The organism is Blastococcus atacamensis (genome assembly GCF_002938425.1).
GTDB classification, from domain to species: domain Bacteria; phylum Actinomycetota; class Actinomycetes; order Mycobacteriales; family Geodermatophilaceae; genus Blastococcus; species Blastococcus atacamensis.
In genome coordinates this window covers 1-13,967 of the sequence record NZ_POQU01000023.1, presented here as the reverse complement: position 1 = coordinate 13,967, position 13,967 = coordinate 1, and the positions used below count along the sequence as shown (strand labels likewise).

Annotated in this window: 15 protein-coding genes; 9 read left to right on the top strand and 6 right to left on the bottom strand. The window is 73.0% G+C overall.

Annotated elements, in window-relative coordinates:
- Positions 1 to 50 precede the first annotated feature (50 nt).
- From C5508_RS07955 to C5508_RS07945, 3 genes are all read left to right on the top strand, one after another.
- Positions 51 to 1,643, top strand: coding sequence for a 4-coumarate--CoA ligase family protein (locus C5508_RS07955; protein WP_104524407.1), 1,593 nt, complete (start codon positions 51 to 53; stop codon positions 1,641 to 1,643).
- Positions 1,644 to 1,753: 110 nt separating this feature from the next.
- On the top strand, positions 1,754 to 2,044 hold the full coding sequence (locus C5508_RS07950; protein WP_104524406.1) for a DUF1905 domain-containing protein: 291 nt from the start codon (positions 1,754 to 1,756) through the stop codon (positions 2,042 to 2,044).
- A gap of 33 nt (positions 2,045 to 2,077) precedes the next feature.
- Positions 2,078 to 3,064, top strand: coding sequence for an NAD(P)H-quinone oxidoreductase (locus C5508_RS07945; RefSeq protein ID WP_104524405.1), 987 nt, complete (start codon positions 2,078 to 2,080; stop codon positions 3,062 to 3,064).
- A gap of 79 nt (positions 3,065 to 3,143) precedes the next feature.
- Here the strand turns inward: C5508_RS07945 and C5508_RS07940 are convergent, their stop codons facing one another.
- Positions 3,144 to 4,367: a cysteine desulfurase-like protein gene (locus C5508_RS07940; RefSeq protein WP_104524404.1), complete on the bottom strand. Its 1,224-nt coding sequence runs from the start codon at positions 4,365 to 4,367 to the stop codon at positions 3,144 to 3,146.
- Positions 4,368 to 4,475: 108 nt separating this feature from the next.
- Between C5508_RS07940 and C5508_RS07935 the strand changes: the two genes are divergently transcribed.
- Together C5508_RS07935 and C5508_RS07930 are read left to right on the top strand one after the other, a co-directional pair.
- The gene (locus tag C5508_RS07935) at positions 4,476 to 5,027 is read left to right on the top strand and encodes a bacterial proteasome activator family protein (RefSeq protein ID WP_104524403.1); all 552 of its coding nucleotides are present in this window, start codon (positions 4,476 to 4,478) and stop codon (positions 5,025 to 5,027) included.
- A 125-nt stretch (positions 5,028 to 5,152) separates the two neighbouring features.
- A complete protein-coding gene (locus C5508_RS07930) occupies positions 5,153 to 5,425 on the top strand; it encodes a DUF4190 domain-containing protein (protein ID WP_104524402.1) in 273 nt (90 codons plus the stop codon).
- Between the two features lie 133 nt (positions 5,426 to 5,558).
- Here C5508_RS07930 and C5508_RS07925 read toward each other — a convergent pair whose 3' ends face one another.
- The 4 genes from C5508_RS07925 to serS form a co-directional block, all read right to left on the bottom strand.
- Positions 5,559 to 7,205 carry a methyl-accepting chemotaxis protein gene (locus tag C5508_RS07925; RefSeq protein WP_104524401.1) on the bottom strand — a complete coding sequence of 549 codons (1,647 nt, stop codon included), beginning with the start codon at positions 7,203 to 7,205 and terminating at the stop codon, positions 5,559 to 5,561.
- Between the two features lie 76 nt (positions 7,206 to 7,281).
- On the bottom strand, positions 7,282 to 8,091 hold the full coding sequence (locus C5508_RS07920) for an HAD family hydrolase (protein WP_104524400.1): 810 nt from the start codon (positions 8,089 to 8,091) through the stop codon (positions 7,282 to 7,284).
- 11 nt (positions 8,092 to 8,102) lie between these two features.
- Positions 8,103 to 9,002: an HAD family hydrolase gene (locus tag C5508_RS07915; protein ID WP_104524399.1), complete on the bottom strand. Its 900-nt coding sequence runs from the start codon at positions 9,000 to 9,002 to the stop codon at positions 8,103 to 8,105.
- Positions 8,999 to 10,300 (bottom strand): serine--tRNA ligase, encoded by a 1,302-nt coding sequence (gene serS, locus C5508_RS07910; protein ID WP_104524433.1) that lies wholly within the window; start codon positions 10,298 to 10,300, stop codon positions 8,999 to 9,001. The genes C5508_RS07915 and serS overlap by 4 nt, the downstream gene beginning before the upstream one ends.
- Before the next feature lie 174 nt (positions 10,301 to 10,474).
- Here serS and C5508_RS07905 point away from each other — a divergent pair, with 174 nt between their 5' ends.
- The 3 genes from C5508_RS07905 to C5508_RS07895 all read left to right on the top strand — a co-directional run bounded on the left by C5508_RS07905 (position 10,475) and on the right by C5508_RS07895 (position 12,779).
- Positions 10,475 to 11,920: a GuaB1 family IMP dehydrogenase-related protein gene (locus C5508_RS07905; RefSeq protein ID WP_104524432.1), complete on the top strand. Its 1,446-nt coding sequence runs from the start codon at positions 10,475 to 10,477 to the stop codon at positions 11,918 to 11,920.
- Between the two features lie 91 nt (positions 11,921 to 12,011).
- Positions 12,012 to 12,359 carry a metallopeptidase family protein gene (locus tag C5508_RS07900; RefSeq protein WP_104524398.1) on the top strand — a complete coding sequence of 116 codons (348 nt, stop codon included), beginning with the start codon at positions 12,012 to 12,014 and terminating at the stop codon, positions 12,357 to 12,359.
- A 90-nt stretch (positions 12,360 to 12,449) separates the two neighbouring features.
- Positions 12,450 to 12,779: a GroES family chaperonin gene (locus tag C5508_RS07895; protein WP_232796997.1), complete on the top strand. Its 330-nt coding sequence runs from the start codon at positions 12,450 to 12,452 to the stop codon at positions 12,777 to 12,779.
- A gap of 64 nt (positions 12,780 to 12,843) precedes the next feature.
- Here C5508_RS07895 and C5508_RS19495 read toward each other — a convergent pair whose 3' ends face one another.
- Positions 12,844 to 13,062: a hypothetical protein gene (locus C5508_RS19495; protein ID WP_157944027.1), complete on the bottom strand. Its 219-nt coding sequence runs from the start codon at positions 13,060 to 13,062 to the stop codon at positions 12,844 to 12,846.
- Positions 13,063 to 13,245: 183 nt separating this feature from the next.
- Here C5508_RS19495 and C5508_RS07890 point away from each other — a divergent pair.
- Positions 13,246 to 13,967 (top strand): ketopantoate reductase family protein (locus C5508_RS07890; RefSeq protein ID WP_104524397.1); only part of this gene is annotated, 722 nt, incomplete at its 3' end.

The window sequence follows — 13,967 nt, the reverse complement described above, 5'->3', positions numbered from 1 at the left end:
GTGGGTGTGAGACTGGCGCCACAAGACCGTTCTCCGAGGAGGTTCCACCTGTGGCCCTGGCCAGCCCTTTTCCCGACGTCGAGATCCCGAACGTCTCGGTCCCGGAGTTCGTCCTGGCCGCCGGCAAGGACCGCCCCGACGCTCCGGCCCTGATCGACGGCCTCAAGGGTGACGTGATCACCCACGGCCAGCTGGCCGCCTACGTCGACCGCGTCGCGGCGAACCTGCACGCCCGCGGGCTGCGCAAGGGCGACGTCGTCGCCGTGTTCTGCCCGAACACCCCCTGGTTCCCGGTGGTCTTCCACGGCATCGCCGCAGCCGGCTGCGTCATGAGCCCGATCAACTCGCTCTACACGCCCGACGAGATCGCGTTCCAGCTCAAGGACTCGGGCGCGAAGATGCTGATCACCATCTCGCTGTTCATGGACCGCGCACAGGCCGCCGTCGAAAAGTCCCCGGTGGACGAGGTGATCGTCCTCGACGGGTTCGAGGGCAAGGCCAACCTCTTCGACCTGCTGGGCGCCGACGCACCGAGCGTGCAGGTCGACATCGACCCGGCCAACGACCTGGTCACCCTGCCCTACTCCAGCGGCACGACCGGCCTGCCCAAGGGCGTCATGCTCACCCACCGCAACCTGGTGGCGAACGTGGCGCAGTGCCGTCCGCTGATCGCCCTCGGCGAGGACGAGCGGATCATCGCCGTCCTGCCGTTCTTCCACATCTACGGGCTGACCGTGCTGATGAACCAGGGCCTGGCCTGGGGCGGCGCCGTCGTCACCCTGCCCCGGTTCGACCTCGAGGACTTCCTGCGCACGATCCAGGACCACAAGATCACCCGCGCCTTCGTCGCGCCGCCCATCCTGCTGGCGATGGCCAAGCACCCGCTGGTCGACCAGTACGACCTGTCGTCGCTGACCTCGATCCTCTCTGGTGCCGCCCCGCTCGACGAGCAGCTGGCCCTCGCCGCCCAGGAGCGCCTGCGCAAGGGCAACCCGGACGGCGTGAGCGTGGCCCAGGGCTACGGCATGACCGAGCTGTCCCCCGTCTCCCACACCACGCCCGACATCGGTCGCGAGCCGGCCGGCGCAGGCCAGCCCCCGAAGGGCTCCGTGGGCTACGCGGTGCCGAACACCGAGTGCCGCCTGGTCGACCCGGCCACCGGCGAGGACGCCGCCACCGGCCAGTCCGGCGAGCTGTGGGTCCGCGGGCCGCAGGTCATGAAGGGCTACCTCAACAACGAGGAAGCGACCCGGAGCACCGTCGACGCCGACGGTTGGCTGCACACCGGTGACGTCGCGATCGTCGACGAGAACGGCGCTTACACGGTCGTCGACCGCGTCAAGGAGCTCATCAAGTACAAGGGCTACCAGGTCGCTCCGGCGGAGCTCGAGGCCGTGCTGATCAACCACCCGGAGATCGCCGACGCCGCGGTCATCGGCGTGCCGGACAAGGACAGCGGCGAGGAGCTGCCCAAGGCCTTCGTCGTCCGCTCGCCCGGTTCGGAGATCACCGAGGACGCCGTCATGGCCTACATGGCCGAGAAGGTGGCCCCGCACAAGAAGATCCGGTTCGTCGAGTTCATCGAGCAGGTGCCGAAGTCCGCCGCCGGCAAGATCCTGCGCAAGGACCTCAAGGCCCGCTGACGAAACGCACTCATCGGCCCGGTCCCCCGCGGGTGCCGGGCCGATGAGTTTCGGGCACCGTCCCGGTCCTTCACCGTGTGCCGCACGGTGCGGCCGGCTGGAGGACGACGATGCCCCATGACCCCCGGACCCCGGGCCCGCTCGACCTGGAGTTCACCGCGCCCCTCGTCCGCAGCCCGGCGAAGGGCGGCTGGACGTACGTGCAGATGCCCGGCTCCGCGGAAGTGTTCGGCACCCGCGGGCTGGTCAAGGTCCGCGGGACGATCGACGGACGCCCCTTCCGCAGCTCGTTCATGGCGCTGGGCGACGGCACGCACAAGCTGCCCATCGCCGCCGACCTGCGGGACGGCAAGGATCCCGGGGACGGAGTGACCGTCCACCTGGAGGAACGCCTCGGCTGACCCGGGTCGGCCCGGCGCGCTTAGGGTCGGCACATGCGTGCGGTGACGATCAGCGAGCCCGGTGGCCCCGAGGTCCTGGCCTGGACCGAGGTCCCCGACCCGGTGTGCGGCCCCGGCGAGGTGATCGTCGACGTCGCCGCTACCGCGGTGAACCGGGCGGACCTGCTGCAGCGGCAGGGCTTCTACCCACCGCCGAGGGGGGCCAGCGAGATCCTCGGGCTGGAGTGCAGCGGGATCGTCAGCGAGATCGGGGACGGCGTTTCCGGCTGGTCGGTCGGCGACGAGGTGTGCGCGCTGCTCTCCGGCGGCGGGTACGCCGAGCGGGTCGCCGTCCCGGCCGGGCAGTTGCTGCCCAAGCCCGCCGGCGTCGAGCTGGCCACCGCTGCGGCGCTGCCCGAGGTGGTCTGCACCGTGTGGTCCAACGTGTTCATGCTCGCGGACCTGCGGGCGGGCGAGACCTTCCTGGTGCACGGCGGTTCCAGCGGCATCGGCACCATGGCGATCCAGCTGGCCAAGCGGGCCGGCGCGCGCGTCGCCACGACCGCCGGCACGCAGGCCAAGCTCGACTTCTGCCGCGAGCTGGGCGCCGACGTGCTGGTCAACTACCGGGACGAGGACTTCGTCGAGCGGGTCCGGACCGAGACCGGCGGGGCCGACGTCGTCCTGGACAACATGGGCGCCAAGTACCTGGGCCGCAACGTCGACGCCCTCGCCGTCGGCGGCCGGCTGGTGGTCATCGGCATGCAGGGCGGCACGAAGGCCGAGCTGGACCTGGGCAAGCTGCTGGGCAAGCGGGGCGCGGTGCATGCCACGACGCTGCGCTCCCGGCCGGCCACGGGACCCGGCGGCAAGGCCGAGATCGTCGCGGCCGTCCTGCACGACGTCTGGCCCGACGTCGAGCGCGGGGTCGTGCGGCCGATCGTGGACCGCCGGCTGCCGATGTCCCGCGCCGCGGAGGCACACCGGGTCGTGGAGTCCAGCGAGCACATCGGCAAGGTCCTGCTGCTCCCCGGCCAGTGAGCGCCGCGCGATGTGCGTGCAGGATGCCTTCCGATCCGCGGGAGGCGCCCCGTCGCACACCGCCGCCGGGCGTCGGCAGTCAGCGGGGGCGCAGGGCCGCCACCGCGTCGATGATGCGGCCGACCTCGTCGCCGGTGTTGTAGTGCATCAGCCCGAGCCGCACCGCTCCCCCGGTCTCGTTGACGCCGAGGGTGTCGAACAGCTCGCGGGCGTAGAAGTCGCCGTCCCACGCGCAGATCCCGGCGCGGGCGAGCTCGGCCGCCACCTGCCGGGGCCGCATGCCGGCGACGGTGAACGACAGCGTCGGGGTGCTGCGCTCGGGGCTGCCGAGCACCTGCACGTGCCGCATCACGCGCAGCGCCTGGTCCATCCACTCGAACAGGTCGCCCTCGTGCCGGGCGACGGCGGCCATCGAGGCGCGTAGCCGCTCGCGGCGGGACCCGGTCGCCTCCCCGCAGAGGGTGGCCAGGTGGTCGACGGCGGCGGTGACCCCCGCGAACAGCTCGAACGGCGGAGTGCCGGTCTCGAAGCGCTCGGGCACCTTGTCCGAGGAGGGCTCCAGCTTGTCCGGGCGCAGGTACTCGAGCAGCTCCGGGTCGGCGACGACGGCGCCGACGTGCGGCCCGCACCACTTGTAGGCCGACACCGCCACGAAGTCCGCGCCCAGGGAGCGCTTGTCCAGGAAGTGGTGCGGGGCTGCGTGGACGGCGTCGACGTAGACCAGCGCGCCCACGGCGTGCGCCTGGGCCGCGATGCCGGCCACGTCGGGCCGGGTGCCCAGGGCATTGCTGGCCGCCGTGACCGCCACCAGCCGGGTCCGGCGGGTGATCAGGTCGGCGTACTGCCAGGCGGGCAGCTCACCGGTCTCGATGTCCACCTCCGCCCAGCGCACCTCGGCGCCCACGGCGGCGGCCAGCTGCACCCACGGCCGCACGTTCGCGTCGTGGTCGAGCCGGCTGACGACGATCTCGTCGCCGGGCCGCCACGTCCGGGCCAGGGCGCGGGCGAGTGCGTAGGTCAGCGTGGTCATGTTCGCGCCGAGGATCACGCCCCCGGACCGCCCGCCCACGAGGTCGGCGACGGCCCCCCGCGCACCGGCGACCAGCGCCTCGGAGCGCCCGGATGCGGGGAACACCCCGCCCCGGTTGGCCACCGGCATCCGCATGGCCGTGCCCACGGCGTGCGCCACGGTCTCCGGGAGCAGCGAACCCGCCGGCCCGTCGGCGTGCACGTAGCCGTCGGCGAGGGCCGGGAAGAGGCCACGGACGCGCGCGACGTCCAGCCCCCCCGGCCCGTTCGACATGCGGGCACCCTAGTTGCTGCGACCGTCCGGAACGCGCGGTGGCCGGTCGGGTCGCGAGCGTCGCCCTCCCGGCGGTTCCCGTCACAGGTACGAGGCAGGATGGGGCGCATGACAGCACCGGAGAACGGCACCGATCACCCGCGCCAGGTCGTCGTGGTCGGGCCCGACGGCCGCCCGTTGGGCGCCGTGCCCATGCCGCAGGCCGGCGAGCAGGACGACGACGGCGCCACGCACGTCGGCGAGCTCGTCGAGCAGCCGGCGAAGGTCATGCGGATCGGCACGATGATCAAGCAGCTGCTCGAGGAGGTCCGGGCGGCCCCGCTGGACGACGCGAGCCGCAACCGCCTGCGTGACATCCACGCCTCGTCGATCCGCGAGCTGGAGCAGGGGCTGGCGCCGGAGCTCCGCGAGGAGCTGGCGCGCATCACGCTGCCCTTCACCGAGGGCGAGACGCCGTCGGACGCCGAGCTGCGCATCGCTCAGGCCCAGCTCGTGGGATGGCTGGAGGGCGTCTTCCACGGCATCCAGACGGCGTTGTTCGCCCAGCAGATGGCCGCCCGCGCCCAGCTGGAGGAAATGCGCCGGAAGGCCCTGCCGGGCGGTTCCCCGCAGGCCGCGCCGGCCCCCGACTACCGCCCGGGCGGCGGCCAGTACCTGTAGGGCGCGATCAGACCGGAACCAACCGGTTCCCCTGTGCGGGTGAACCATGATCATCTGCGACGTCGAAAGGGCACTGACGGGGCTCCGAGGCCGGGACGACCCGGCCCCACCCCCGGGAGGACCCCGTGACCACTCAGCAGTCGACCACCCCGTCCGTGAAGAGCGGCCAGAACGGCCTCGCGATCGCCTCTCTCATCACGGGCATCGTCGGCGTCGTCTTCGCGATCCTGTTCGCGATCATCGGCCTGGCGTTCGGCATCGTGAGCGTCGCGCTGGGCGCCGTCGCGCGCCGCAACGGCACCCGGACCGGCCAGGCGACGGCCGGCCTCTGGTTCGGCGTGGTGGCGATCGTCGTCGCGATCGTGAACATGGTGATCGCCTACAACATCCTCACCTGAGCCTCCGCTCCAGCACGACGACGGCGCCGCCCCCCCGATCCGGGGGACGGCGCCGATCGTGACGTGATGGAACGGCCTCGCTGCAGGGTCCCGGTGCGAGCCTGCGAGCGCCGGGGGGCAGCGAGGTCCTTGCTCAGATCCGGAAGCGGCCGACCGCCTCCTGGAGCTCCCCGCTCATCCTGGCCAGCTCCGAGGCCGCGCGCTGCGCCTCCTCGACCCGCTGGTTGGTCTCCGCGGTGCCCGCGGCCAGCCCGGTGATCGCCGCGGCGATGCCCTGGGAGCCACTGGCCGCCTCGGCGACGTTGCGGTTCATCTCGTTCGTGGTCGCGGTCTGCTCCTCGACCGCCGCGGCGATGGTCGCCTGGAAGTCGTTGATCTCGCCGATGACCGTGCTGATCCGGCTGATCGCGTCGACCGCCCCGGCGGTGTCGGCCTGGATCGCCTCCACCCGCTGGGAGATGTCCTCGGTCGCCCGCGCGGTCTCCTGCGCGAGCTCCTTGACCTCGCTCGCGACGACGGCGAAGCCCTTGCCCGCCTCGCCCGCCCGCGCCGCCTCGATCGTGGCGTTCAGGGCCAGCAGGTTGGTCTGCTCGGCGATGCCGTTGATCAGCTTGATGACCGTGGCGATCTCCGCCGACGAGTCGCCGAGCTTGCCGACCGTGCGGGTGGTGTCCTCGGCGACGTCCACGGCCTGACCGGCCACGCGCGACGCCTGCGACGCGTTCTGCGAGATCTCCCGGATCGCGGACTCCATCTGCGAGGAACCCGTCGCCACCGTGTCGACGCTCGAGGCGACGGCACCGGCCGAGGCCACGACCTCGTCGGCCTGACCCGCGGCGGTCTGCGCGTTCTGGCGCATGCCCTCGGCGGCACCGTTGAGCTGTTGGGACGCAGCGGCCAGACGCGTCGAGGAGTCGCTGACCAGCAGCAGGACGCTGCCGATCGAGTCCAGCGTCTCATCCAGCGACGCGGCCATGTCACCGAGCTCGGCGCCACCGGTCCGGCCGGCGCGCACGCTGAGGTCACCCTCGGCGACCTGCCCGAGCACCTCGCGGATGCGCTGCACCGGGCGGGTCACGCCGCGGGCGACGACGAGTGCGAGGACGACGGCGATGGCCAGGCCGGCCACGATCATCGTCAGCGTGAGCGTCCGCGCCGTCTCGTAGGCGTCCTGCGCCTCCACGGTCGTGGCCTCGGCGGTCGAAGTGGCCGACGCCGTGGCCGCCAGGAGGGACTCCCCGATCGTCGCCTCGAACTCGTTCATCGGCGTGATGATCGCCATCTGCTGGGCGGGCGTCAGCTTGCCCGTGCCCGCGACGAGCTGGCCCAGGAGAGCCAGGTACTGCTCCGCGGCGCCCGAGAACTCCTCGAACGCGGCGCGGGTCTCCTCGGACATGGGCAGCTCAGCAGCGGCAGCCGTGTTCGCCGAGAGCTGCTCGGCCACCACGCCGGCCTTCTGCTGGGACGAGGCCCGGCTCTCGGGCGGCAGGGTCGCGATGTTGGCCCGCGCGGTGCTGGCCGAGAACTCCCACCAGTTGACCTGGAGCTCACGCAGGGCGTCCACCGGGACGGTGCCCTCGTCGTAGACGTTCTTCGCCTGGTCGCTCAGCACCGACATGCGCTGGATGCCGAACGCGCCGACGCCGATCGTGGTCAGCGCGACGACCAGGATCGCGCCGAGGAGCCGGCTGCGGAGCCCCACGCCGGACAACCCGCGGCCCGGCCCGGCCTCGTCCGCGCGGTCCTCCGACCGCGCACCTCCCTGGTACGCCTGCTCCATCGACTGCCTGCTCTCCTCAAACCGGTGGTGCTACTACCGGTCTTTCTCGGCAGGCCGGGTCCGATGTTGACCCGGGTCAGCTCCGCAGCGAGGCCAGGAAGGCGGCGACGCCGTCCTCGTCGTTGCCGCCGGTGACGTCGGTGGCCACGGCCATCAGGTCAGGGTGCGCGTGGGCCATGGCCACCGCTCGCCCGCCCCCCTCGCGGACCCACTCGAAGGCGGCGATGTCGTTGGGCATGTCCCCGAAGACGACGACGTCCTCCGGCCCGATCCCGTGCCGGGCCGCGACTTTCGCCAGGCCGCTGGCCTTGGTGACCCCGGGCCCGGAGATCTCCGCGAGCGCATCGGTGGAGGAGTTGGTGACCGTGCCGCGGTCGCCGACGACCTCCTCGACCAGCCGCACGAAGGCGTCCCGGCCCATCGACTCGTGGCGGGCGAGCAGCTTCGCCACCGGCACGGCGGTCATCTCGTCGAGGCCGGCCGGGGCCACGCCCGGCGCGTCGACGTCCCACCGCGGCCGGTAGACCGGCTCGTGGCGGAACTCCCAGCCGTACTCGACGGCGAACCAGGTCGTCGGCTGGCGGGCCCGGAGCCCCGCGGTGATCGACTCCAGCGCGTCGGGATGCAGCGGGGCCTCGTCGATGATCTCCATCGGCTCCAGGTCCAGCAGCACCGCGCCGTTGCAGCAGACGGCGGTCCCGGAGCGGAGCACCTCGCGGACGCCGTGCATCCAGCGCGGCGGCCGGCCGGTGGCCAGCACGAGCGGGACGCCGTCGGAGCGCCAGCCGTCGAGCTCGGCGACCGTTGCGGAGCTGACCGACTCGTCGGAGCGCAGCAGCGTGCCGTCCATGTCGCTGGCGATCAGCCGGGGCAGCCAGTCAGACATCGTGGCTCCGGTCAGGCATCGAGCAGGGCCTCCAGGTAACGGGCGACGCCGTCGACGCGGTGTCCGCTGGTGACGCCCTGCACGACGGCGCGCACCTCGGGGTGGGCGTTGGCCATCGCGATCGCCCGCCCGCCCGCTCCGGCCACGGCGGTCAGCATGGGCAGGTCGTTGGGCATGTCGCCGAAGACGAGGACGCTCCCGAGGTCCACGCCGTACCGCTCCAGCGCGATCCCCAGTCCCGAGGCCTTGGTGATGCCGGGCGGCAGCACCTCGATGAACCCCAGCCCGGCGTGGGTGACCTCGGCATCGGCCGGGTCGAGGGCGGCGCGGGCGCGGGCCAGGAGTTCGTCCTGCCCCAGCTGCGGGGAGCGCAGGAAGACCTTGAGGACGGCGCCCGGCGGCAGCACCTCGCCCCGGGTCAGCACCTGGGCCGGCTCGGGATAGGGCCACTCGAAGCCGTGCTGCACGCGCAGCGCCCCACGCACCTCGCCCTGCTCGGCGGCCTCCTCGACGGCGACGAGCAGGTCGCCGGTGGCGGCCTCGATCCGCTCGACGGCGGCCACGGCCTGCTCGCGGGGCAGGGCGACGGCACGGAGCACCTCGTCGCGCTCCAGGTCGACGACGAAGCCGCCCTGGGAGAGCACCGCGATGCCCCGGCCGTCGAGGGCGTCCCGGACGCTGTCGAGCAGCCGGGGACCGCGGCCGGTGACGCCGACCACCGGGATGCCGGCGTCCCAGCAGGCGGTCAGCGCCGCCCGGGTGCGCGGGGTGACCTCGCCGGCCTCGTCGAGCAGCGTGCCGTCGAGATCGGTGGCCACCAGCTTGGGACGCCAGGGACCCAGGTCCGGCAGCTCGACGACGGTGTCGGCACCCGGTAGGACGCCGTATGCCTGCAGGGACTCCGGGCTCATGCGGGAACCGGGGGGACCGGGGCCGCCAGCGTCATGCCCGGGGTGATGGCCTCGACGCCACCGAGCCAGGGACGCAGCGCCACGGGCACGTGCACCGAGCCGTCCGCTCGCTGGTGGACCTCCAGCAGGCAGGCGATGGTGCGGGCGATCGCGCACAGCGTGCCGTTGAGCGTGGCCGCCGTCTGCGTCCTCCCGTCCTCGTCGCGATACCGGATGTTGAGCCGGCGCGCCTGGAAGGTGGTGCAGTCCGAGGTCGAGGTGAGCTCGCGGTAGGTGCCCTGCGTGGGGAACCAGGCCTGGATGTCGTACTTGCGGGTGGCGCTGGTGCCCAGGTCGCCGGCGGCGATGTCGACGACCCGGTAGGGCAGCTCGAGCGCGGAGAGGAACTCCTCCTCCCACGCCAGCAGCCGCAGGTGCTCGGCCTCGGTGTCCTCGGGCCGGGCGAAGCTGAACATCTCGACCTTGTCGAACCAGTGCACCCGGATGATGCCGCGGGTGTCCTTGCCGTAGGAGCCGGCCTCGCGGCGGAAGCAGGAGGACCAGCCGGCGTAGCGCTTCGGCCCCGCCGAGAGGTCCAGGACCTCGCCCGCGTGCATGCCCGCCAGCGCGACCTCCGACGTCCCCACCAGGTACAGGTCGTCGCGCTCGACGCGGTAGACCTCCTCGTCGTGCTCGCCGAGGAAGCCGGTGCCCTCCATCGCCTCGGGGCGGACGAGCGCCGGCGCGATGACCGGGGTGAACCCGGCGGCCACGGCGCGGCTGATGGCCAGCTGGGCGAGGGCGAACTCGAGCAGCGCGCCGGGACCGGTGAGGAAGTAGAAGCGGGAGCCCGAGACCTTGGCGCCGCGCTCCATGTCGATCGCGCCGAGCAGCTCGCCGATCTCGATGTGGTCGCGGACCTCGAAGTCGTAGGAGGGCACCTCGCCGACGGTGCGGATGGTGACCGCGTCGTCCTCCCCGCCCGGGGGCACCTCGTCGGCGACGACGTTCGGAATCCTCGTGTGCGCCGCCCGGAGGGCGGCGTCGGCGGCACGCTGCGCCTCCTCGGCCTCCCTCACCTCGGCGGCGAGCGCCTTGGCCCGCTCCAGGACGGCCGGCCGCTCCTCGGGAGTGGCCTTCTTGACCGCCTGGGAGGCGTTCTTCTGCTCCGCCCGCAGGTCGTCGGCCCGGCGGACCGCCTCCCGGCGCGCGGTGTCCGCGGCGAGCAGCTCGTCCACCAACGACTCGTCGGCACCCCGGGCCCGCTGGCTGGCACGGACGAGGTCGGGGTTCTCGCGCAGGAGCCGGAGGTCGATCACGCCGTCGATCGTACGGACGCGCCGCCGCGGCATCCTCCGCAGCGCGGGCTCCCGTGCCCCGACCGGGTCAACCCGCGCCGCCGGCTGTCGAGCCGGGCCGTGCCACGGCTCCCCGTCGTGCCGATCGGGTCGACCCGCCGCACGGTGGGGGCCGGGTCGGGGACAATGGCGGCCATGCGGTTTCTCGAGGGTTCGCGTCCGGCGCACGACCTGACGTACTCCGACGTCTTCATGGTGCCGGCGCACTCCACGGTCGGATCCCGGCTCGAGGTGGACCTGACGACGCCGGACCGGGTGGGGACCACCATCCCGATCGTCGTCGCCAACATGACGGCGATCTCCGGACGGCGCATGGCCGAGACCGTCGCGCGCCGGGGCGGCCTGGCCGTCCTGCCGCAGGACATCCCGGTCGACGTCGTCTCCGAGGTCGTCTCCTGGGTCAAGACCCGGCACCCGGTCTACGACACCCCGATCACCCTCTCCCCCACCTCCACGGTGGGCGAGGCGCTGTCACTGCTCACCAAGCGGGCGCACGGGATCGTCGTCGTCGTCGAGGGCGGCTCCCCCGTCGGCGTCGTCACCGACGGCCAGTGCCAGGGCGTCGACCGGTTCACCCAGCTCTCGGAGGTCATGACCCGTGAACCGCTCACCCTCCCGGCCGGCACCGACCTCCCGAAGATGTTCGACGTGCTCTCCGACGAGCGGGTGAGCGCGGCCCCCGTCGTCGAGGGCGACCGGCTGGTCGGCGTCATCACGAAGAAGGGTGCGCTGCGCTCGGCGATCTACACCCCGGCGGTGGACGACTCCGGCCATCTGCTCACCTCGGCCGCCGTCGGCATCAACGGGGACGTCGCCGGCAAGGCCGCGGCCTTGCTGGCTGCCGGTGTGGACGTGCTCGTCGTCGACACCGCGCACGGACACCAGGACAAGGCGATCGAGGCGCTGCGCGCGGTGCGCTCGGTGGCAGGCTCGGGTGGGCGGGCCAAGCCGGTCGTGGCCGGCAACGTGGTGACCGCCCAGGGCACCCGCGACCTGATCGAGGCCGGGGCCGACGTCGTCAAGGTCGGTGTGGGCCCGGGCGCCATGTGCACCACCCGGATGATGACCGGCGTCGGCCGCCCGCAGTTCTCCGCCGTCGAGGAGTGCGCCGCCGAGGCCCGCTCGCTGGGCAAGCACGTGTGGGCCGACGGCGGCGTGCGGCACCCGCGCGACATCGCCCTCGCGCTGGCCGCCGGTGCGGCGAACGTGATGGTCGGCTCCTGGTTCGCCGGCACGTACGAGTCGGCCGGCGACGTGCACGAGGACGGCACCGGCCGGCTCTACAAGGAGTCCTTCGGCATGGCGTCGGCACGCGCGGTCAAGGCGCGCACGGCCACCCAGAGCGGGTTCGAGCGGGCGCGGGCGGGGCTGTTCGAGGAGGGCATCTCGTCGTCCCGCATGTACCTGGACCCCGCGCGCCCGGGTGTGGAGGACCTGATCGACCAGATCGTGGCCGGCGTGCGGTCGTCCTGCACCTACGCGGGCGCGCGCACGGTCGACGAGCTGCACGAGCGCGCGGTGCTCGGGGTGCAGAGCTCGGCGGGCTACGAAGAGGGCCGGCCGCTGCCGACCAGCTGGTGACGCCTCGCGTGCTCACGGCCGATTGCGCCCGGAAGGACCGCTCACGAGGCGTCCAGGGGTACTTCTGGGCGCAACGGCGCGGGAGTGCCGGGTGAAGCCGCTGCCCCTGCCGGTGTTCGAAGGGCTCGTCGCCGACGCCCTGGACGAGGTGCCCGAAGAGCTGATGGCGCTGCTGGACAACGTCGTCGTCCTGGTGGAGGACCGGAACCCCGACGAGCCCGAGCTGCTGGGGCTCTACGAGGGCTACGCGCTGACCGAGCGCGGCTGGGAGTACGGCGGGGCGCTGCCGGACCGGATCATGATCTACCGCGAGGCGATCTGTGACATCTGCGAGACGGCCGACGACGTGGTCGAAGAGGTCACGATCACCGTGGTGCACGAGATCGCGCACCACTTCGGCATCGAGGAGGACCGCCTCCACGAGCTCGGCTGGGCATGAGGACCCGCTCCTCCCCACCACTCGCAAGCTCGCGGCGGGCCCCGGGAGCGGGCCGTTCCAGCGCGTCACCTGCGGGTAACGTCGCGGGACGTGCCTGAGGACAACGCCGGCAAGCTGCCGATCAAGATGCTGCACGACCGCATCCTCGTGGCGCTGCGCAAGGAGGACGGCGACCGTCGCTCCAGCGGCGGCATCCTCATCCCCGCGACCGCCCAGGTGGCCAAGCGGCTGGTGTGGGGCGAGGCGAAGGGCGTCGGCCCGAGCGTCCGTCAGGTGAAGCTCGGCGACCAGGTGCTCTTCTCCCCCGAGGACCAGCACGAGGTCGAGGTGCACGGCGAGGACCTGATCATCCTGCGCGAGCGCGACGTGCACGCCGTCGCCGCCGAGCGCATCGAGGAATCGACCGGCCTCTACCTCTGACCCGCCCCGGCGACTGTGCGCAGATCGGGCTCATGACGCCGGCATCACCACGATCCGCGCACACTCACGGCGCCGGTGAGTCCGAGTCACGGTTGTGCCGGGTGATGACGGCGGTCATGTCCTCGAGCCAGCGGCGGACGACGGCGAGCTCCTCGCCGGTGTAGCCCTCCATCGCGGCGGTGAGGTCGCGGGCGAGGCCGCCGAAGTGCTCGGCGCCGGCTCCCATCGCCGACTCGGAGGCGGCCGGGCAGGTGGACGGCGTCGGCGACGTCGCCCCCCTCACCGGCAGCAGGCAACGGGTGCACCGGGGCCCCGGTCGAGGTGGACGGACTCGTCCGTCTCGACGCCACGCTCACCGACGCCCCCGCCGTGTGAGCAGCTGCGGTCCCCGACACGCGCCGGCGCGCCGGGGCGAACGGCGACAACTGCTCACTCGGCTCACCCGCCCGGGTGGCAGGCTGCCTCCGTGACCTTCCTGCGGATCGCCGTGCTCGGACCTGGTGGCGTCGGCGGGCTGCTGGCCGTGCTGCTCGCCCGGCAGGGGCACACCGTCACCTGCCTGGCGCGCCCGGAGACCGCGGAGCACCTGGACCGTTCCGGTCTGCGGCTGACCAGCGACCGGTTCGGCGAGCTCTCCGCGGAAGTCCGCGGTGCCGAGCAGCTGACCGACGCGGTCGACGTCCTCCTCGTGACGACCAAGGCCACGCACCTGGACGCCGCCCTCGACCGCGTTCCGGCCGAGGTGCTGGGCGACGCCGTCGTGGTGCCGCTGCTCAACGGCGTGGAGCACATGGCGGTGCTGCGCGAGCGCTATCCGAGTGCCCGCGTCGTGGCCGGCACCATCCGGGTGTTCGCCTCCCGCCCCGCGCCGGGCGTGATCCGGCACGACGGCCAGCTGGTCGCCGTCCAGCTGGCGCCGGGAGCCGAGAGCCTGGCCGACGCCCTGTCCGCGGCCGGCGTGGACGCCACCGTCCGTCCCGACGAGGCCGGGCTGCTCTGGGACAAGCTGTGCTTCCTGGCGCCCATGGCCCTGATGACCACCCGGGCCGGCTCGCCCCTGGGCCCGGTGCGGTCACCCGGTTCGTGGTGGTCGAGCGTACCGGCCCGCTGCCCGCACCCACCGGCAACGACAAGACCTCGCTGGTCGACGTGGTCGGCGACCGGACCGGCGCGCTGCTGGACCTGCTG

What these genes read in the sequence shown, in the direction of transcription:
- C5508_RS07950 (WP_104524406.1), top strand. Translation starts at nt 1,754, where the DNA reads ATGCCCCATGACCCCCGGACCCCGGGCCCGCTCGACCTGGAGTTCACC.
- C5508_RS07945 (WP_104524405.1), top strand. Translation starts at nt 2,078, where the DNA reads ATGCGTGCGGTGACGATCAGCGAGCCCGGTGGCCCCGAGGTCCTGGCC.
- C5508_RS07920 (WP_104524400.1), bottom strand. Translation starts at nt 8,091, where the DNA reads ATGTCTGACTGGCTGCCCCGGCTGATCGCCAGCGACATGGACGGCACG.
- C5508_RS07905 (WP_104524432.1), top strand. Translation starts at nt 10,475, where the DNA reads ATGCGGTTTCTCGAGGGTTCGCGTCCGGCGCACGACCTGACGTACTCC.
- C5508_RS07940 (WP_104524404.1), bottom strand. Translation starts at nt 4,367, where the DNA reads ATGTCGAACGGGCCGGGGGGGCTGGACGTCGCGCGCGTCCGTGGCCTC.
- C5508_RS07915 (WP_104524399.1), bottom strand. Translation starts at nt 9,002, where the DNA reads ATGAGCCCGGAGTCCCTGCAGGCATACGGCGTCCTACCGGGTGCCGAC.
- C5508_RS07935 (WP_104524403.1), top strand. Translation starts at nt 4,476, where the DNA reads ATGACAGCACCGGAGAACGGCACCGATCACCCGCGCCAGGTCGTCGTG.
- C5508_RS07925 (WP_104524401.1), bottom strand. Translation starts at nt 7,205, where the DNA reads ATGGAGCAGGCGTACCAGGGAGGTGCGCGGTCGGAGGACCGCGCGGAC.